Here is a 16,885-nt window from a genome sequence, read left to right as displayed (position 1 = left end):
TGAAAACGCCGGGCATGGCCCGGCGCTACCCATCATGGCGGTAGCGCCGGGCCATGCCCGGCGGCTCGGTAGTGCCGGCCGCTGGCCGGCATCTCGGTGGATGCCGCGGTTGCCGGCCAGCGGCCGGCACTACCAGAACGAGGCCTCAGCGCACGTCGCGCAGTTCCCAGTGGTGGCCGGCCAGCAGCCGCAGGCGCTGCTTGAACACGTCGCTGTCGATGCGGGTGGTGGCCACCAGGTTGATGCGCAGGTCCTTCTGCTCACCGGTAACGGTGGCGTCCGGGTCGGTCACGCCCCACTGCGGTTCCACCGCATCCGGGTCGGGCTGCTTGGCCTTCCAGCGTTCGAACAGGGTGCCGCTGCGCAGGGCGTCCTGCAGCTCCTCGGCGAAACCGCCGGCGCTCTGCGAATGGAAGGACAGGTCAGGGTCGTTGCCGCGGGCCTTGGACGGGTCGGGCAGGCTGATGTGGTACTGCGCAGGCATGGTTCTTCTCCTTGAGGTGCGGCAAGGCTGGCACAGCCGCAGTGCAATGCTTGTGTACGCCAGAACGGCTTATTCGAAGCGATGCGGCCCGTCGGCAAAGCCCACCGTCACCGCGCCCTTGCCGACGTTGACCATGCCGGTCAGGCTCATCACCGATTCGTACACGGCCACCGCGTGGCTGGCGCAGACCTCCTTCATCTGCGCATAGCCGGGCAGGGCCCGCAGTTCCTCCAGCTCGCCGCCGTAGCTGACGCAGACGGCGGGGGTCATCAGGCCGCTGCGCACGCGCTGGCTGACCACGCCGAACAGCTTCTGCACGGCGTTGTCGAAGCCCTTGATCTTGGCCACCGGGCCGGTTTCGCCACGGTAGCCATGCAGCACCGGCTTGATGTCCAGCGCACTGCCCAGCGCCGCGCTGAGCAGGCCGACGCTGCGGTCGCCCTTGTGGCGGGCGCGGGCGCGCATGTAGTACAGGTCGCGGGTGACCATGTAGCCGTGCACGTTGCCGGACAGTTCTTCCAGCCGCTCGCGGATCTGCTGCACGCTGGCGCCACTGTCGCGCAGGCGCACCGCTTCCACCGCGGTCACCGCCTGCGCGGCGAACAGGTTCTGGGTATCCAGCACGCGCAGCGCGAACGGCGAGTTGTAGCCCGCCGCCTGGCGCACCGGCTTGTAGTCGTTGAGGATGGCGAAGCTGGCCTGCAGCGCGTTGTCGTGGATCGGACTGCGCGTCTTGGTGATGGTCATGCAGAACACGTGGTCGTAATCGATCACCAGCTGCTGCAGGAACAGATCGCGGATCTGGTTGACGCTGAAGGGGATGGTTTCGGCTTCGGCGCCATGCTCGGCCACGTGGGCGTGCAGGAAGCTGAGGGTGGCCTGCTCGTCACGGTGGTCGGCCAGGACCGCTTCGCCGATCCGCACGGTGATCGGCAGCAGCACGATGTTGTGCTCGGCAATGAAATCCTGCGGCAGGTCGCAGGCCGAATCGACGACGATTCCGATGCGCATCCGGCTCCCCCTCCAGGGCGGTTGTAGGTTCGGAATGTGAAAGCTATCGCAATTTTATCCGGGGCGCGCGAGGGAATCACGCCACGTCCTGTTCAGCGACTGCGCTGCGCCGCCACTGGAAGCGTTATCACGGCCTGCCAGTCCGGGCGCTGCAGCAGGCTGGGGTCGGCCAGCACGGCGGCCATCATCGGGTGGGCATCGTTGCCCCAGAACAGTTCCCCATCGATGGACAGGGTCGGTACGCCGAAAATGCCACCGTCGATGGCCGCTTCGGTATTGCGGCGCAGCTGCTCCTTCACCGCAGGCTCGGCGCAGGCCGCCTGCACGTCGCTGATGCCCAGCCGCGCCGCCGGAATGCGCAGCATCTCGGCACTGTCACCGGCGTTGCCCTCGCGCCAGATCCAGTCGAACAGCACGTCCACCGCCTGGGGGCTGGCACCGGCGGCCAGGCACAGGCGCAGCGCGGCCAGCGGGTTGAACGGATGGGCGGGCGGGAAGCGCAGCGGCGTGCCTTCGGCCTGTGCGGTCCACAGCAGCTGCCGGTAGATGAAACGGCGCTTGGCCGGAATCTCGGCCGGGCCCAGGTTGCCCAGGTGGTGCAGCACCGCACCGAAGGCGATGGGCACCGGCTGGATGGCCGCGAACTGCGGCAACTGCTTGACCTTCTGCCAGTGCAGGTAGGAATAGGGCGAGACGAAATCGAAATACCAGCGCAGGGTCGGCATCGGCGGATTCCTCGGGCGGTCAGGGGTGCGCGTTGTGCTGCAGGTAACGGTCACGCAGTTCGGTCTGGCGCGAGCGCATCGGCATGGCGCGTCCGCCCAGCCAGACCTGTTCGGCATAGTGCGCTACATCCAGCGGGTCGCCTTCCCACAGCACCAGGTCGGCGCGCTTGCCCGGTTCGATGGTGCCGATCTGGTCGGCCACGCCCAGCACCTGGGCGGGCACCCGGGTCAGGCCGGCCAGGCCATCGGCCCACGGCAGGCCATTGGCCACCGCGTTGCCGGCCAGCTGGCGCATCTTGCGCGCGTTGTGCGAGGCATCGTCGCGCTGGGCGAAGCTGACCGGCACGCCCGCACGCTGCAGGCGGGCGGCGTTTTCCAGGGTGGCGCCGATCTGGTCGAAGCTGGTGGGCAGGTTGCCCAGTGCATCGACGAACACCGGTACCTGCGCGGCCGCCAGGTCCGCCGCCATCTGCCAGGCCTCTGCGCCGCCGGCGATGGCGATCTTCACCTTCTCGCGCGCGGCCCAGCGCAGCAGCTGGCGGATGTCGGCGGCACGGTCCACCTCCACCACGATGCGGCCCTGGCCGGCGAGGTAGCGGGCCAGGGTGCGGCGGCCCGCGGGCGTCAGCAGGGCATGCGGCGAATCGGCGGCGACCTGGCCGCGCGCTTCGTCCACCATCTGCTGCAGCAGCATCCACTGCGCCGCACGCGACTGTCCGGTCAGTTCCGAAGCGGCCGCGCCCAGGCGCAGGAACAGCGCACGCGGTCCGATCGGGTCGGCACTGCCATCCAGGCGCATCACCCCGCCCTGGCCGGCCACGAAGCCACCGCCGGTGGCGGCCCCCAGCGCGGTGAAGCCGATGCCGTCCAGGCGCGCCACGGGAATCAGCACCGACGCCGGGTTGTAGGCGAGGGTGACGTCGAATTCCGGTCGCAGCGGCTGCTCGCCCAGCTTCAGCGTGCTGTCCACGGTGCTCGATTCACCGGAGACCTCCTCGATGCCGATCTCGGTGATGCCACCGAACAGCGCCGGGGTCAGCGGGCGGCCATTGGCCTCGACCACGGCCACCCCGGCCGGTGCGGCCAGGCCGGGGCCGACGGCACGGACCAGGCCGCCCTGCACCAGCACATCGGTGTTCTGCAGGCTGCCGCGCGCGCTGGCGGTGTGCACCGTGGCATTGCGCACCAGCAGGTCCTGCGCCGATGCAGTACCCGCGATGCCTGCCAGCACGATGACGGTAGCGCCGAGCCATGCGCGGCGGCTCTTGTTCAACACGGCCATCAGCGCACCTCCTGGCCAAGCTGGAAATCCGAGCGCGGCAGCGATTCCGGCGCGGTGCGGTCGTACAGGCGGCGGCCGTCGACGAACACCTGTTCGGCCAGCGCATACGAACTGAAGGGATTGCCGTTCCACACCACCACGTCGGCCATCTTGCCGGCCTCCAGGGTGCCGGTCTGGCCTTCGATGCCCAGCGCCTTGGCGGCGTTGGCGGTCATCCAGGTGATGGCATGTTCCGGGGCGATGTCCGGCATGCGCGCGCGGCGCGCCGCCGCCATCACCTTGGCGGCCTCCTGGTTGAGGCGCTGGATGCCCTCGGGCGAGTCGGAATGGACGATGGCGCAGCTGTTCTTCGGCCGGTCCACCAGCGCGATGTTCTCGGCGATACCGTCGAAGGCTTCCATCTTGAAGCCCCACCAGTCGGCCCAGAGCGCGCCGCAGACGCCGTCGGCAGCCAGCCGGTCGGCCAGCTTGTAGGCTTCCACGCCGTGGTGGAAGGCGGCCACCTTGAAGCCGAATTCCTTGGCCAGGTCGAGCATGGTGGCCATCTCGTCGGCGCGGTAGCAGTGGATGTGCACGCGGATGTCGCCCTGGATGGCGCCGGCCAACGTGTCCAGCTTGAGGTCGCGCTTGCCGCCGGCATCACCGGCGCTGTCACCCTTGTCGCTGCCGAACCAGCCCTTGCGCTTGGCCGGCTTAGGGCTGTTCTTGGCGATGTAGTCGGCCGCGTCGATGAAGGCGGCGCGGTAACCGGCCACGTTGCCCATGCGGGTGGCCGGGGCGGTGCCCTTGCCGCCATAGACGCGCTTGGGGTTCTCGCCGCAGGCCATCTTCAGGCCCCAGGGCGCACCGGGGAACTTCATCGCCTGATAGGTGGTGGCCGGCACGTTCTTCAGCACCACGCCACGGCCGCCGACCAGGTTGGCCGAACCGGGCAGCACCTGCATGCTGGTCACGCCGCCGGCCAGTGCGGCGGTGAAGCCCGGATCCTGCGGCCACACCGAGTGCTCGGCCCAGACGTTGGCGGTGACCGGGGCGGTCATCTCGTTGCCGTCACTGTGGGCGCTGACCCCCGGGCTGGGGTACACGCCCAGGTGCGAATGCACGTCGATCAGGCCGGGGGTGACCCACTTGCCCTGCGCATCGATGCGGGCGATGCCGGCATCGGCCTGCAGCTGCGGGCCGACGGCGACGATGCGGCCGTCGCGCAGCAGCACGTCGGCGTGCTCCAGACGCTGGCCGGTGCCGGTCAGCACGGTGGCGTTCTGGATCAGCACCGGGCCATCGGGATGGGCCTGGTAAGTGCTGGGGTAGGGGTCGGCGACGAAGCGCGAGGCGCCCACCGCGGGGGCGGTGCCCAGTGAGGCCAGTGCCAGGCCCAGCCCGGCGCGCAACAGCGTGGATGGCATGCAGATTCCCCTGGCAGGCACGTGAATCCGCCGACGCTATCCGGCGCCGGGGGCGCTTGCCAAGTGACCTTGGGCACCCCGCAGGCGGCCCCAGGTGTAGGGCGGCAGGCACACGCCTACAATGGCACCCCCCACGCCGTACCGGATGCGCCATGAAGAGCAAGCAGGAAATCGTCGACAACTGGCTGCCACGCTATACCGGCGTGCCCCTGGACCAGTTCGGCCAGCACATCCTGCTGACCAACTTCGGCGGCTACCTGCACACCTTCGCCGAGCTGACCGGGGCGCCCATCGTCGGCCTGGACCGGCCGATGGCCAGTGCCACCTTCGACGACATCACCATGATCAACTTCGGCATGGGCAGCCCCAATGCCGCGATCATCATGGATCTGCTGTCGGCGGTGATGCCCAAGGCGGTGCTGTTCCTCGGCAAGTGCGGTGGGCTCAAGCGCAAGAACCAGCTGGGCGACCTGGTGCTGCCGATCGCCGCCATCCGTGGCGAGGGCACCTCCGGCGACTACCTGCCGCCGGAAGTCCCGGCGCTGCCGGCATTCGCCCTGCAGCGGGCGGTGTCCACGATGATCCGCGACCTGGGCCACGACTACTGGACCGGCACGGTCTACACCACCAACCGCCGGGTCTGGGAGCACGACGAGGCCTTCAAGGAGCGGCTGCGGGCAATGCGCTGCATGGCCATCGACATGGAAACGGCCACGGTGTTCGCCGCCGGCTTCGCCAACCACATCCCCAGCGGCGCCCTGCTGCTGGTGTCCGACCAGCCGATGATCCCCGACGGGGTCAAGACCGAGGCCTCCGATGCCAAGGTCAGCTCCCAGTTCGTGGAAAACCATATCCAGATCGGCATCGAGGCGCTTAAGCTTATCCGGCGCAACGGCAAGTCGGTCCGCCACCTGCGCTTTGACGAATGATGATGACGGCCTGGCGCGGCGCGCCGGCCCTGGAGAGCAGGTGATGGACGTTGCCGCGCAAGTGGTGGAATTCTGGAAGGAGGCGGGCCCGGCGAAGTGGTTCGCCCGCGATGATGCGTTCGACGCGCGGTTCCGCGAGCTGTTCCTGGAGGAACACCATGCGGCGGCCTCGCGCGGGCGCGAACACTGGCTGGGCAGTGCCGAAGGCGCGCTGGCGCTGATGCTGCTGCTGGACCAGTTCCCGCGCAACTGCTTCCGTGGCACGGCCCATTCCTTCGCCACCGATGGCCTGGCCCGGCATTACGCCATGCGTGCCATCGAGGAAGGGCTGGACCTGCAGCTGGTGCCCAAGCTGCGCGCCTTCATCTACCTGCCGTTCGAGCATTCCGAAGATCCGTTCGACCAGGATCGTTCGGTGGCCATGTTCGACGTGCTGGGTGACAAGGAATACCTGCAGTACGCCGAAGTGCACCGTGACGTCATCCGCCGCTTCGGGCGCTTCCCGCACCGCAATGCCGTGCTGGGCCGCATTCCCAGCCCGGAAGAACTGGATTTCCTCGCCGAAGGCGGGTTTGCAGGGTAGGTCCACGCCATGCGTGGATAAAAAAACGCCGGCATTCGCCGGCGTTTTTCGTAGGTTCCAACCGTGGCCGATCAGTACTTCGGCACGCCGTTGTCCACCTCGTCCGACCAGGCGTCAATGCCGCCGGTGACGTTGAACACCTTGGTGAAGCCCAGGGTGCGGAACTGCTCGGCGGCCTGCGCGCTGCGGCCACCGTGGTGGCACAGGAAGGCCAGCGGGGTGTCCTTGGGCAGGCCTTCCAGCTCGGCGCGGCCGTTGCCGTCGAAGCTCTTGAATGGCACGCCGATCGCGGCGATGGCGCGCTCGTCGGCCGGGCGCACGTCGACCAGGGTCACGTTGCCGGCGCGCACGAGGTCGTCGGCGTCACGCACGCTGATTTCCTGCACGGGCTTGGGCGCGTTCGGGTTGTCGATGGCCAGGCCCTTGCCGCGGATGTCATCGACCCAGTCGATGGTGATGCCGTCGGCGCGGCGTGCGCTGGACAGGTCGAACTGCACGCGCAGGCCGTTGGATTCGGCAGCGATCGCGCTGTCATCGTGCGGAGCCAGCTGGAAGTTCGGCTGGAAGCGCGCATCGATGGTCAGCTGCAGCGAAGCGCCCGGGGCATCGGCCAGCGCACCCTTCAGCATTTCCACGGCGGCCGGGGTGACGGTGATGCGCGGCGGGGTGCGGTCCGGCGCGGCCAGGCCGAGCACGCTGCTCAGTTCGCCGCTGGCGGCCATCTGCAGGATGATGTCGCTGCCACCGACCAGTTCGCCGTCGATGTACAGCTGCGGGATGGTCGGCCAGTCGCCGTAGGCCTTGATGCCTTCACGGATTTCCTGGTCGGCCAGCACGTTGACGTGGGCGAAGTCGACGCCCAGGTCCTGCAGGGCGCCCACGGCCTTGGCCGAGAAGCCGCACTGCGGCATCGACGGCTGGCCCTTCATGAACAGCACGACGCGGTTGTCGTTGAGGAGGGATTCGATGCGCGAACGCAGGGCGGGATCGAGGGACATGGGCAGTCTAGGGTCCGTAAATTCGAATCACCCATTCTACGCCCCATGGCATCATGGGGCATGACCAACGCAGGAACATTGCATCGCATCCCGACCCGGCCGTGGCGCTGGCTGCCCTGGCTGGTGGCGTCGCAGGTGGCGGTGATCCTGGTCTGGGTGCTGGCCGGCTGGCGCTGGGGGCTGCCGCTGATGGTGGCCACCCACGCGCTGTTCATGGTGCCGGTGTTCCTGCCCAACAGCCGTTTCTACACGCCGGTGCTGGACCGCCTGGCCGACCCCGGTGACAGCGTCTGGCTGACGATCGACGATGGCCCCAGCGCGGAGACCCCGGCGCTGCTGGACCTGCTGGACCGGCACCAGGCGAAGGCGACTTTCTTCCTGGTCGGCGAGCGCGCATTGGCGCACCCGGCCCTGGTGGGGGAGATCCTGCGCCGCGGGCATGACCTGGGCAACCACAGCCACACCCACCCGCAGACCCGGTTCTGGCGGCTGGGCCCGGCGGCGATGCGTGCCGAGATCGAAGGCTGCCACCAGGCGCTGGAAGCGGTCAGCGGCCGCCCGGCGCGCTGGTACCGCTCGGTGGTGGGCATGACCAACCCGTTCGTGGCGCCGGTGCTGGCGGCGCTGGGCCTGGTGCGCGTGGGCTGGAGCGCGCGCGGCTATGACGGCGTGGGCTGCACGCCTGACGGCGTACTGGCCCGCCTGCTGCCCGACCTGCGGCCCGGTGCCATCGTGCTGCTGCATGAAGGTGCCGCACACGGCCACAACCTGGCCATCATCGAACGCGTGCTGCAGGTGCTGGACCAGCGTGGCCTGAAGGCGCGGCTGCCGTCCCTGTAGTGCGGTAGCGCCGGGCCGCGCCCGGCGAGCGCATGGCGCGGCCTGCTTCTGGAATCCGCCGGGCATGGCCCGGCGCTACCGCGCCCGCTGTGCCACCAGCAACCAGCTGTTGAACGGCGTGCGCCCATGCAGCGGCCGCACCTGGCCCACCTGCAATCCCGCCTCGGCCAGCGTCGCCCGCAGCCGTGCGGGGTCGGGGTAATGCCGCGGCCGCGTACCCATCCAGCCCACCAGCCAGGCCAGGCGATCGGCCACGCGCGTGGTGCGGTCGCGGCGGTCGCCGGTGGCCAGCGGCGTGCGCAGCAGCAGGCTGCCCCCGGGGGCCACCCGTGCGCTGGCGGCGTTCAGCAGCGCCAGCTGCGGCTGCGCGTCCAGATACTGCAGCACGTCCAGCAGCAGCACGTGCCCGGCCTGCGCAGGCAGCGGCGCCTGCACGTCCAGGCAGTCGAAACGCACATCGTCCAGGCCGGCACCGGCCCGCTGCGCGCGGGCGATCTTGCCGGCATCCACGTCCACGCCCAGGTAGGGCTGGCGGCGGCCGCGCTGGCGCAGCACGTGGGCGAACAGGCCCAGCCCGCAGCCCAGGTCGAGCAGCGGCAGGGCATCGTCGGGAAGGTGCTGCAGCACGCCGTCGTACAGCGGGTCGCTGCCCAGCTTGCCGCGCGTGTAGTAGTAGTCGCGGCGGTTGCCCCAGGCCTGCACCGGGCGGAACGCCTCGGCAATGGCCCGTGCCTGGCCGCGCTCCAGCGGCGAACAGTCCAGCGGTGTGCCGTTCCCTGGCAGGCCATCCATCGCTCAGTCCGTGCGCTGCAGCAGCTGCGTGGCCACGGGCAGAGCGCGTTCGGCCCACAACGCATACATCCGCGCGGACGGATGCAGGCCATCCCCGGCGATCATCGCCGGGTCGGTGCCGTGCGTGCGGCTGATGTCGGTGATGTCGACGAAGGCCACGCCACGCTGGGTGCTGATCACCTCGGCGGCGGCGTTGAATTCGTCGGTCTCGATCTCGACGCGGGCCAGGTCACGACCGCTGCCGGCGCCGAACGGGGTCGAGCCCCAGTCGGGGAAGGACAGCACCAGCACGCGGCCGGCATCGCCACCGGCAAAGCCGATCGCACGCTGCAGCAGCGCCTCGAACTGGTGGCGGTACTCGTCCAGCGGGCGCCCGCGGTACTGGTTGTTGACCCCGATCAGCATGCTGACGAACCCAAACGGGCCCTGCGGTGCGGCCGCATCGATGCCGGCATCGAGCTCGTCGGTGGTCCAGCCGGTGGTGGCGATGGTCTGCGGGTCGGCCAGGTCCACGCCCTGCGCGCGCAGCGCCGCCGCCAGCTGGTGGGGCCAGCGGCCTTCGACCGCGACCGCCTCACCGATGGTGTACGAATCGCCAAGTGCCAGGAAGGACAGCGCCACGCTCAGGCCACCGAGCGGCGCGGCTTCAGCGGCACGACCTTGGTGGCGTCTTCGGCACGGCGGGCCAGCACGCGGTCGATGCGCGCGAACACATCGCGCATCACCGAGGCTTCCGGCAGCAGGGTCACGCGGAAGTGGTGGCGGTAGGGCACGTTGAAGCTCGAGCCCGGTACCACCAGCACGCCTTCGTTGTTCATCAGGTCCAGCGCGAAGTTGTGGTCGTCGAAGCCCTTGGCGGCAGCACCGACCACGGCCGGGAACGCGTACAGGGCGCCGGCCGGCGCGACCAGCGACAGGTGTTCGCTGGCTTCGCAGGCCTCGATCACCGCGCGGCGGGTTTCATACAGGCGGCCGCCGGGGGCACACAGTTCGGAAATGGTGTCCGGGCCGTTTACCGCGGCGTCGATGGCGTACTGGCCCGGCACGTTGGCGCACAGGCGCAGCGCACTGAGCAGGTCCAGTGCGGCGCGGAACTCACCCAGGCGCGCATCGTCGCCAGTGAGGTGGGCCCAGCCCACGCGCCAGCCGCAGGCGCGGTGCACCTTGCTCAGGCCACTGAAGGTCAGGCACGGATGGTCGCCGGCCAGTGGCGCGACCGGCTGGAACACCGCGTCGTCGTACAGGATCTGGTCGTAGATCTCGTCGACCAGCAGCAGCAGGTTGTGGCGGCGGGCGATCTCGACCACGCGCTCCAGCAGCTCGCGCGGGTAGCTGGCGCCGCTGGGGTTGTTCGGGTTGATCAGCACGATGGCGCGGGTGCGCGAGGACACCAGCGTCTCGATCTCGGTCGGGTCGGGCTGGAAGCCGTTCTCCGGCGCGCAGCGGTAGTACACCGGGCGGCCGTCGTTGAGGATGGCGGCGGCCGACCATAGCGGGTAGTCCGGCGAGGGCACCAGCACTTCGTCGCCCGGGTTCAGCAGGGCGCGCAGCGACAGGTCGATCAGCTCGCTGACGCCGTTGCCGACGAACACGCGGTCCGGATGTGCATCGGGCGCACCACGGCGCGCATAGGCGGCGGCGATGGCATCGCGGGCCACCGGCAGGCCCTGCTGGTGGGTGTACGGGTCGGTGCGGCCCATGTCATCGGCAATCGCGTGCTGCAGGTGCTCGGGCGCGCGGAAGCCGAAGTTGCCGGGGTTGCCGATGTTCAGCTTGATCAGCTTGCGGCCCTGCGCTTCCAGCTCCCGCGCTCGCCGGGCCAGTTCTCCGCGGATTTCGTAGCGCACTTCGGAAAGGCGCTCGCGGGTGGCCAGGGGCTTGTGCGACGTGGTGGACATGGGGGCTGGGCCGTCAAAAGGCATGGGGTTTCCATCCTACCGGAATTGCTGCAGTGCATGGCAAGGCCCCAGGGCCTGCCATTGCTGGGCTGGCAGGGCATCGGGCCGGTTAGAATGGCGGCGATGACCCAGACCCCCGATTTCAACGCCCTGCAGACCATCGGCTGGCCCTGGCCGGGCCCGCCGCAGCAGGCCGACTGGCAGGCCGCCATGGCCGCGCACCCGCAGGCCCGCCCAGCGCGCGTGATCGAACAGCACCGCACCCACTATGTGGTGGCCGATGGCCCGGACGCCTCGATCAAGGCCGAGTCGCTGCCGGAATGGCAGCGCCCGCGCTTCCCCAGCCACGAGCGGCCGGCGGTGGGTGACTGGGTGCTGCTGGAAGGCATCCGCATCGTTGCGCTGCTGCCACGGCGTACCGCCATCAAGCGCGGCGCGGCTGGCGAGCATTACCACCAGCAGGTGATCGCGGCCAACATCGATACGGTGTTCATCGTCTGTGGCCTGGATGCCGACTTCAACCCGCGCCGCATCGAGCGCTACCTGCTGCTGGTCGGCGGCGGCGGTGCCGAACCGGTGGTGGTGCTGACCAAGGCCGACCAGACCGAGTACAGCGAAGACGCGCTGGCGGTGCTGGAGGAGCTGGAGATGCAGGGCATCGCGCTGCACGCGATCAATGGCCTGGATGCCGACAGCGTATCGGTGCTGGAGCCGTGGCTGGGCCCGGGCCGCACGGTGGTGCTGGTGGGTTCGTCGGGCGCCGGCAAATCCACGCTGACCAACACCCTGCTGGGCGAGCAGCGGATGAAGACCAATGCCGTGCGCGCCAACGATTCGCGCGGCCGCCACACCACCACCCACCGCGCGCTGATGCCGCTGCCGATGGGCGCGTGCCTGATCGACACGCCCGGCATGCGCGAGCTGAAGCCGACCGGCGAAGAAACTCTGTCCGAAGGCGGCTTCGCCGACATCGAGGCACTGGCGGCGCAGTGCCGTTTCAATGACTGCATGCACCAGCAGGAGCCGGGCTGCGCCGTGCGCGCTGCCATCGATGCCGGTGAGATCGAAGAGAGCCGGCTGCAGAACTACTTCAAGCTGAAGGAAGAAGTGGCTGCCGCCGCCGCCAAGCTGGCTGTGCGCCAGGCCGAAACCGCGCAGGAGCGCGGCGGCAAGAAGGGCAAGGGCCAGCAGTTCCGCCCGGCGGGCAAGCCGCGCAGGCGCTGATGGGTATCGCGGGGTCGGATCCCATTGCGCGGCAATGGGTTCTGACCCCTGCAATGGACCCGCCTTCACCTGCTCTGGTAGGTGCCAACCTTGGTTGGCACGGAGGTGTCCGTAGCCCCGCCTGTGGCGGATGCCAACCAAGGTTGGCAACTACCATCTCGCGGGCAGGGCGTTATAGTCCGCCCATGGAAACGACCGCGACGCTGGACCATGACGTGGCCCACCATGCGGCACTCGACGCACGACTGGTCGAGGCCGTGGGCGGCATCCGCCTGCTGGGGCTGACCAGTTGGCCGGCAACGGTGCAGGCACCGTTCCTGGACAGCGTGGCCCGAGGCCAGCCGGTGCTGCCGAAGGTGGAGTACCCGAAACTGGATTTCAGCGAGGAGCGCCGCGCGCTGGCCGCCATCGCCGCCGAATGTGATCCCGGCCATCCGTTGGGCCACTACGTGCAGCAGTCCGCGCAGAGCTGGGACCTGGCCGCGCAGTTGTTGGAAAGCCTCGGCACCGCCGCCGTGGACCGCTGTTCGGTGCAGCTGTTCGGTGCGCCGGAACAGCCGTTGCCCGGCAACGGCCCAAGCACGCGCGAGGCCGCCCGCCACTTCATCCAGATCGCCAGCGAACTGGACAGCGAACTGCTGGCGCCGGAAGAACAGGTGCCGGTGTCGGCCATCGCCCTGCAGCTGCAGCTGCAGAACGACCTCGACGGCTTCTTTGAATCGCGCATCATCCAGGTGCAGCTGGACCCGGAACTGGTGTCCAAGGCGGCCGCTGGCCCGACCCGCATACGCCTGCGCACCAGCGCACGTTTCAGCGCCTACGACCGCGCGCAGCTGTTCCACCACGAAGCGCTGGTGCATTCGCTCACTGCATTGAACGGCCGCGAACAACCGGTGCTGCCCAGCCTGGCCCTGTCTTCGCCACGGGTGACCGCCACCCAGGAAGGCCTGGCCACGTTCGCCGAGCAGATCACCGGCAGCATCGACATCGAACGGCTGAAGCGCATCAGCCTGCGCACCGAAGCCATTGCGATGGCACGCGAAGGTGCGGACTTCATCGAGGTGTACCGCTATTTCTGCGAGGCCGGGCAGAACCCGGAAGAAAGCTTCGCCTCGGCGCAGCGCGTGTTCCGCGGCGTGCCGCCGAGTGGAGGCCTGGCCTTCACCAAGGACACGGTGTACCTGCGCGGGCTGGTGTCGGTGCATACCTTCTTCCGGCACATGCTGGCCGAGGATCGCCTGCAGGTCTGCCGCTGGTTGTTTGCCGGCAAGATGAGCCTGACCGATGCGATTGCCTTCGCACCGTTGTTCGAAAGTGGCGTGTTGAAGCCACCGCGCTGGCTGCCGCACTGGGTGAGCCGTGCGAACGGATTGGCGGGCATGCTGGCGTTCTCGTTGTTCGCCAACCGGATACGGATGGACCAGCTGGCGCCGGAGTGAAAGGCGTTGGTGTGGTTTACGCGCCTTCCTGATATCGGAGGGGAGGAGGCGGGTCACCCTGGCCAGGACACGCAAAATCCCCTCCATGGTGCTCGATGGCGCCATCCATGGCGCCAACGGTCCTGTCCAGGGTGACCCGCCTCCTCCAGATAGTTTCCTGCGGGCGCGGTGGAAATCCCCACCGAAGGAATTCGCAAGAATCAAGAACAGAACCGGGATCCGACCCCGTGCCGACCAACGGTCGGCACCCACCAACAGCAGCAGGTTCCAACAGCTCGCAGGAAACTGTCGAAGGCGGGGTGGGTCCGGTTGCGGGGGCGTGAGCCGCATGGATGCGGCGACCGAGCTTACATGGACGTACTTGCAGCGTCCCCCGCAACCGGACCCACCCCGCCATCCCACGGAGTGCAGGCTTTTGCTTCTGAAGTTGCCGGCCAGCGGCCGGCACTACCGCTTCTGCGGGTGCAGGGCGCAGCCCTGCCGAAAAACCCCCCGAACGAGACGCGCGTCACTGCCCGCAACACCCGCGCCACTTCGTAAAAAACATTTCATCTTCCATTCGCATAGTGGCGGCGCGCCGTGCCGAGTCGCGGCGGACTCCCCCCATGCAATGGATCCACATGCAGACCCGACACCTCACGATCGCCGTGGCGATCGCGCTTTCCGCCGCCAGCGCGCATGCCGCTGAAACCACCGATGCCACCGCCGACGCCGCGCTGAGCGCACAGACGCTCGACACCGTGTCCGTCATCGGCCAGGGCGAAACCCGCCAGGTGCAGCGCATCACCGCCGTGGACAAGCAGGTGCTGCCGCCTGGCACCAGCGGCCAGAAGATCCTCGACCGCCTGCCGGGCGTGTCGGTGCAGTCCAACGATGCCTTCGGTGCGAACGAAGAATCGCAGACCATCAGCCTGCGCGGCTTCGACAAGAGCCGCCTCGGCTACACGCTTGATGGCATCCCGCTGGGCGACAACAGCTACGGCAACTACAACGGACTGAGCATCGCCCGCGCACTGATCGCCGAAAACCTCGCCGGTGCTGAACTGTCGCAGGGCATCGGTTCACTGGGCGTCGCCTCCACCAGCAACCTCGGCGGCACCATCCAGTATTTCTCGATGGACCCGTCCACCGAATTCGGCGGCCGAGCCAGCGTCACCGTGGGCGATGACAACCAGCGCCGCGGCTACCTGCGCGTGGATACCGGCGACATCAACGGCTTCTCGGCCTATGTCTCCGGCGTGCACCAGGACCAGGACATGTGGGCCGCGCCTTACCAGAACCAGACCACCCGCCAGTTCAACGCCAAGGCCGTGTGGAACGTGGGTGACCACCGCTTCGGCGCGTTCGTCGCCACCTCGCGCGCCAGCCAGGCCAACTACGCCTATCTCTCCAAGGACATGCTGGACCGCGGCCTGGGCTGGGACTGGAACATCTACGCGCCGGACTGGGACCGCGCCGTCGCGGCCGCCTGGTGCGCCCCCGGCACGCGCGATCCGGCCAAGTGCCAGTTCAGCGGCGGCGTCAACAGCATCGACGATGCCTACTACCAGAGCCGCGCACTGCGCGATGACAACCTGTACTCGGTCGATGCCGACCTGCGCCTGGGTGAGCAGGGCCGCCTGAAGCTGGTGGCCTACCACCATGACAACCGTGGCCAGGGCCACTGGTGGGCGCCGGGCCAGCCGTCCTATCCGGGCACCGACCAGATGCTGCCGATCTCCATCCGCAGCACCAACTACACCATCAACCGCGATGGCCTGACCGCTGCACTGTCGTGGCAGGTGGGCATCCACGAGCTGGAAGCCGGCCTGTGGTACGAGCAGAACGACCACAACGTGTCGCGCAATTTCTACTACATCAGTGGCCCGTTCCTGGATGATCTGTACCTGAAGAATCCGGACCGCCTGCTGTTCAACCAGGACTTCGACATCCGCACGCAGCAGTTCTACGTGCAGGACCGCATGCGCTTCCTCGACCAGCGCCTGACCGTGGACGTGGGCATCAAGAGCCCGAACACGCGGATGCGCGCCACCGCAAAATCCGGTGTGGAAACCAGCATCGCCTCGGGCACGCTGACCGCCAAGGAATCGGTGCTGCCGCAGGTCGGCCTGGGCTTCAAGCTCAACGCCAACAATGAGCTGTTTGCTTCGTACGCCGAAAACATCGCGGCCTTCGTCGGCGGCGGCAGCGGCGGCCCGCTGCAGGTCTCGCCGGAATCGTTCGCGGCCAGCGCCGGGCTGGAACCGGAAAAGTCGAAGAGCCTGGAAGCCGGCTTCCGTACCTTCGGCGAGAAGTACCAGGCCTCCATCGCTGCGTACAACGTGAAATTCGACAACCGCCTGCTGTCGCTCAACCCGTGCTCGAGCATCGAAGTCGGCACGCGCCCGGAGTGCGTCACCCGCTTCATCAACGTGGGTTCGGTGAAGAGCCATGGCGCCGAGCTGACCTTCATCCTCAAGCCGGTTGATGGGCTGCAGTGGTACAACGCGCTGTCCTGGAACAAGACCACCTACGAGGATGACTACACCTCCGGTGGCGCGATCGTGCCGGTGGCCGGCAAGATCACCGTGGATACGCCGCAGCGCATGGCGTCCAGCGAGATCAGCTGGAACCGCGATGGCTTCTTCGCCAGCCTGCGCGCCAAGTACACCGGCAAGCGCTACTACACCTACACCAACGACCAGTCGGTGCCGGGCGTGACCACCTTCGATGCCGGTGCCGGCTATGACTTCGGCCCCGGCATGGGTTTGCGCAACATCCGCGTGTCGTTGAACGCGACCAACCTGACCAACAAGCGTTACGCCGGCCAATTGAGTTCGTTCGCACCGACCGATCCGACCGGCACGCGTTATGCCATCCATGCCAGCGCGCCGCGCCAGGTGTTCATGACGGTGGCGGCGGAGTTCTGATCGGGTAGGGATGACGCATCCACGCGTGGCGTGGATCTACTGAACGGTGGATCCACGCTGTCGGGGAGGGGCACGGGTCGGCTATTGGTCGTGGTCACTCCACCTTGATGTGTGCGGCCTTGCCGGCGATGGCATGGCAGCCGCAGCTGAGCAGGTGGCCTTCCAGCACGATCGGCATGCCGTTGGCCAGATGGGTGCTGCTGCCCTCGACGAAACTGTGCTCGCCGGGGTGCAGGGAACAGCTGGCGTAGTCACCCTTCACCGCCAATGGATGCCCATTGATGCGATGGGTGGAAGCATGTTGGCAGCGGGTGACCTCGCCGCCGCCCGTGGTGGAATCGCCTTGGCAGATGGGGGAAGGCATG

The 16,885-nt window shown here is 68.3% G+C and carries 16 protein-coding genes; 6 read left to right on the top strand and 10 right to left on the bottom strand.

What is annotated here, in order from left to right; all coding sequences use genetic code 11:
- Positions 1 to 145 precede the first annotated feature (145 nt).
- The 5 genes from C1927_RS17675 to C1927_RS17655 all read right to left on the bottom strand — a co-directional run bounded on the left by C1927_RS17675 (position 146) and on the right by C1927_RS17655 (position 4,908).
- Complete coding sequence (locus C1927_RS17675) at positions 146 to 484, bottom strand: hypothetical protein (protein ID WP_079223285.1); 339 nt, start codon at positions 482 to 484, stop codon at positions 146 to 148.
- A 69-nt stretch (positions 485 to 553) separates the two neighbouring features.
- Positions 554 to 1,495: a DegV family protein gene (locus tag C1927_RS17670; protein WP_108747345.1), complete on the bottom strand. Its 942-nt coding sequence runs from the start codon at positions 1,493 to 1,495 to the stop codon at positions 554 to 556.
- A 92-nt stretch (positions 1,496 to 1,587) separates the two neighbouring features.
- The gene (locus tag C1927_RS17665) at positions 1,588 to 2,220 is read right to left on the bottom strand and encodes a DsbA family protein (RefSeq protein WP_108747344.1); all 633 of its coding nucleotides are present in this window, start codon (positions 2,218 to 2,220) and stop codon (positions 1,588 to 1,590) included.
- A 19-nt stretch (positions 2,221 to 2,239) separates the two neighbouring features.
- Positions 2,240 to 3,502, bottom strand: coding sequence for an amidohydrolase family protein (locus C1927_RS17660; protein ID WP_108747343.1), 1,263 nt, complete (start codon positions 3,500 to 3,502; stop codon positions 2,240 to 2,242).
- Positions 3,502 to 4,908, bottom strand: a complete 1,407-nt coding sequence (locus C1927_RS17655) for an amidohydrolase (protein WP_108747342.1) — start codon at positions 4,906 to 4,908, stop codon at positions 3,502 to 3,504. The genes C1927_RS17660 and C1927_RS17655 overlap by 1 nt, the downstream gene beginning before the upstream one ends.
- Positions 4,909 to 5,060: 152 nt before the next feature.
- Here C1927_RS17655 and C1927_RS17650 point away from each other — a divergent pair, with 152 nt between their 5' ends.
- Positions 5,061 to 5,837, top strand: a complete 777-nt coding sequence (locus tag C1927_RS17650; protein WP_079223275.1) for an AMP nucleosidase — start codon at positions 5,061 to 5,063, stop codon at positions 5,835 to 5,837.
- A gap of 43 nt (positions 5,838 to 5,880) precedes the next feature.
- On the top strand, positions 5,881 to 6,420 hold the full coding sequence (locus tag C1927_RS17645; protein ID WP_108747341.1) for a DUF924 family protein: 540 nt from the start codon (positions 5,881 to 5,883) through the stop codon (positions 6,418 to 6,420).
- A gap of 71 nt (positions 6,421 to 6,491) precedes the next feature.
- On the opposite strand, the gene grxD is transcribed toward C1927_RS17645, so the two are convergent.
- Complete coding sequence (gene grxD, locus C1927_RS17640; protein WP_108747340.1) at positions 6,492 to 7,418, bottom strand: Grx4 family monothiol glutaredoxin; 927 nt, start codon at positions 7,416 to 7,418, stop codon at positions 6,492 to 6,494.
- A gap of 60 nt (positions 7,419 to 7,478) precedes the next feature.
- Between grxD and C1927_RS17635 the strand changes: the two genes are divergently transcribed.
- Positions 7,479 to 8,258 carry a polysaccharide deacetylase family protein gene (locus C1927_RS17635; protein ID WP_108747339.1) on the top strand — a complete coding sequence of 260 codons (780 nt, stop codon included), beginning with the start codon at positions 7,479 to 7,481 and terminating at the stop codon, positions 8,256 to 8,258.
- 75 nt (positions 8,259 to 8,333) lie between these two features.
- Here the strand turns inward: C1927_RS17635 and C1927_RS17630 are convergent, their stop codons facing one another.
- Genes C1927_RS17630 through C1927_RS17620 form a run of 3 tightly spaced genes read right to left on the bottom strand, consistent with a single transcriptional unit; the run spans position 8,334 to position 10,948 of the window.
- Entirely contained in the window at positions 8,334 to 9,050 is a 717-nt protein-coding gene (locus tag C1927_RS17630) for a class I SAM-dependent methyltransferase (protein ID WP_108747338.1), read from the bottom strand.
- A 3-nt stretch (positions 9,051 to 9,053) separates the two neighbouring features.
- The gene (locus tag C1927_RS17625) at positions 9,054 to 9,671 is read right to left on the bottom strand and encodes an SGNH/GDSL hydrolase family protein (protein WP_108747337.1); all 618 of its coding nucleotides are present in this window, start codon (positions 9,669 to 9,671) and stop codon (positions 9,054 to 9,056) included.
- Positions 9,672 to 9,673: 2 nt separating this feature from the next.
- Positions 9,674 to 10,948 (bottom strand): pyridoxal phosphate-dependent aminotransferase, encoded by a 1,275-nt coding sequence (locus C1927_RS17620; RefSeq protein ID WP_108747336.1) that lies wholly within the window; start codon positions 10,946 to 10,948, stop codon positions 9,674 to 9,676.
- Positions 10,949 to 11,071: 123 nt separating this feature from the next.
- On the opposite strand from C1927_RS17620, the gene rsgA reads away from it, so the two are divergent.
- The 3 genes from rsgA (at position 11,072) to C1927_RS17600 (ending at position 16,520) form a co-directional block, all read left to right on the top strand.
- Positions 11,072 to 12,172 carry a ribosome small subunit-dependent GTPase A gene (rsgA, locus tag C1927_RS17615; RefSeq protein ID WP_237772109.1) on the top strand — a complete coding sequence of 367 codons (1,101 nt, stop codon included), beginning with the start codon at positions 11,072 to 11,074 and terminating at the stop codon, positions 12,170 to 12,172.
- A gap of 185 nt (positions 12,173 to 12,357) precedes the next feature.
- A complete protein-coding gene (locus tag C1927_RS17610) occupies positions 12,358 to 13,611 on the top strand; it encodes a flavohemoglobin expression-modulating QEGLA motif protein (protein ID WP_108747335.1) in 1,254 nt (417 codons plus the stop codon).
- A gap of 620 nt (positions 13,612 to 14,231) precedes the next feature.
- Complete coding sequence (locus C1927_RS17600) at positions 14,232 to 16,520, top strand: TonB-dependent receptor (RefSeq protein ID WP_108747334.1); 2,289 nt, start codon at positions 14,232 to 14,234, stop codon at positions 16,518 to 16,520.
- Positions 16,521 to 16,614: 94 nt separating this feature from the next.
- Here C1927_RS17600 and C1927_RS17595 read toward each other — a convergent pair whose 3' ends face one another.
- Positions 16,615 to 16,884, bottom strand: a complete 270-nt coding sequence (locus C1927_RS17595) for a PAAR domain-containing protein (RefSeq protein ID WP_079223245.1) — start codon at positions 16,882 to 16,884, stop codon at positions 16,615 to 16,617.
- Position 16,885 lies beyond the last annotated feature (1 nt).

This window comes from Stenotrophomonas sp. ZAC14D1_NAIMI4_1 (genome assembly GCF_003086775.1).
In the GTDB taxonomy this organism is placed as follows: domain Bacteria; phylum Pseudomonadota; class Gammaproteobacteria; order Xanthomonadales; family Xanthomonadaceae; genus Stenotrophomonas.
Note: the sequence above shows the minus strand (reverse complement) of the source record. Positions and strands in the feature narration are given on the sequence as shown.

What these genes read in the sequence shown, in the direction of transcription:
- grxD (WP_108747340.1), bottom strand. Translation starts at nt 7,418, where the DNA reads ATGTCCCTCGATCCCGCCCTGCGTTCGCGCATCGAATCCCTCCTCAAC.
- C1927_RS17645 (WP_108747341.1), top strand. Translation starts at nt 5,881, where the DNA reads ATGGACGTTGCCGCGCAAGTGGTGGAATTCTGGAAGGAGGCGGGCCCG.
- rsgA (WP_237772109.1), top strand. Translation starts at nt 11,072, where the DNA reads ATGACCCAGACCCCCGATTTCAACGCCCTGCAGACCATCGGCTGGCCC.
- C1927_RS17630 (WP_108747338.1), bottom strand. Translation starts at nt 9,050, where the DNA reads ATGGATGGCCTGCCAGGGAACGGCACACCGCTGGACTGTTCGCCGCTG.
- C1927_RS17675 (WP_079223285.1), bottom strand. Translation starts at nt 484, where the DNA reads ATGCCTGCGCAGTACCACATCAGCCTGCCCGACCCGTCCAAGGCCCGC.
- C1927_RS17670 (WP_108747345.1), bottom strand. Translation starts at nt 1,495, where the DNA reads ATGCGCATCGGAATCGTCGTCGATTCGGCCTGCGACCTGCCGCAGGAT.
- C1927_RS17665 (WP_108747344.1), bottom strand. Translation starts at nt 2,220, where the DNA reads ATGCCGACCCTGCGCTGGTATTTCGATTTCGTCTCGCCCTATTCCTAC.
- C1927_RS17635 (WP_108747339.1), top strand. Translation starts at nt 7,479, where the DNA reads ATGACCAACGCAGGAACATTGCATCGCATCCCGACCCGGCCGTGGCGC.
- C1927_RS17620 (WP_108747336.1), bottom strand. Translation starts at nt 10,948, where the DNA reads ATGTCCACCACGTCGCACAAGCCCCTGGCCACCCGCGAGCGCCTTTCC.
- C1927_RS17610 (WP_108747335.1), top strand. Translation starts at nt 12,358, where the DNA reads ATGGAAACGACCGCGACGCTGGACCATGACGTGGCCCACCATGCGGCA.
- C1927_RS17650 (WP_079223275.1), top strand. Translation starts at nt 5,061, where the DNA reads ATGAAGAGCAAGCAGGAAATCGTCGACAACTGGCTGCCACGCTATACC.
- C1927_RS17655 (WP_108747342.1), bottom strand. Translation starts at nt 4,908, where the DNA reads ATGCCATCCACGCTGTTGCGCGCCGGGCTGGGCCTGGCACTGGCCTCA.
- C1927_RS17600 (WP_108747334.1), top strand. Translation starts at nt 14,232, where the DNA reads ATGCAGACCCGACACCTCACGATCGCCGTGGCGATCGCGCTTTCCGCC.
- C1927_RS17660 (WP_108747343.1), bottom strand. Translation starts at nt 3,502, where the DNA reads ATGGCCGTGTTGAACAAGAGCCGCCGCGCATGGCTCGGCGCTACCGTC.
- C1927_RS17595 (WP_079223245.1), bottom strand. Translation starts at nt 16,884, where the DNA reads ATGCCTTCCCCCATCTGCCAAGGCGATTCCACCACGGGCGGCGGCGAG.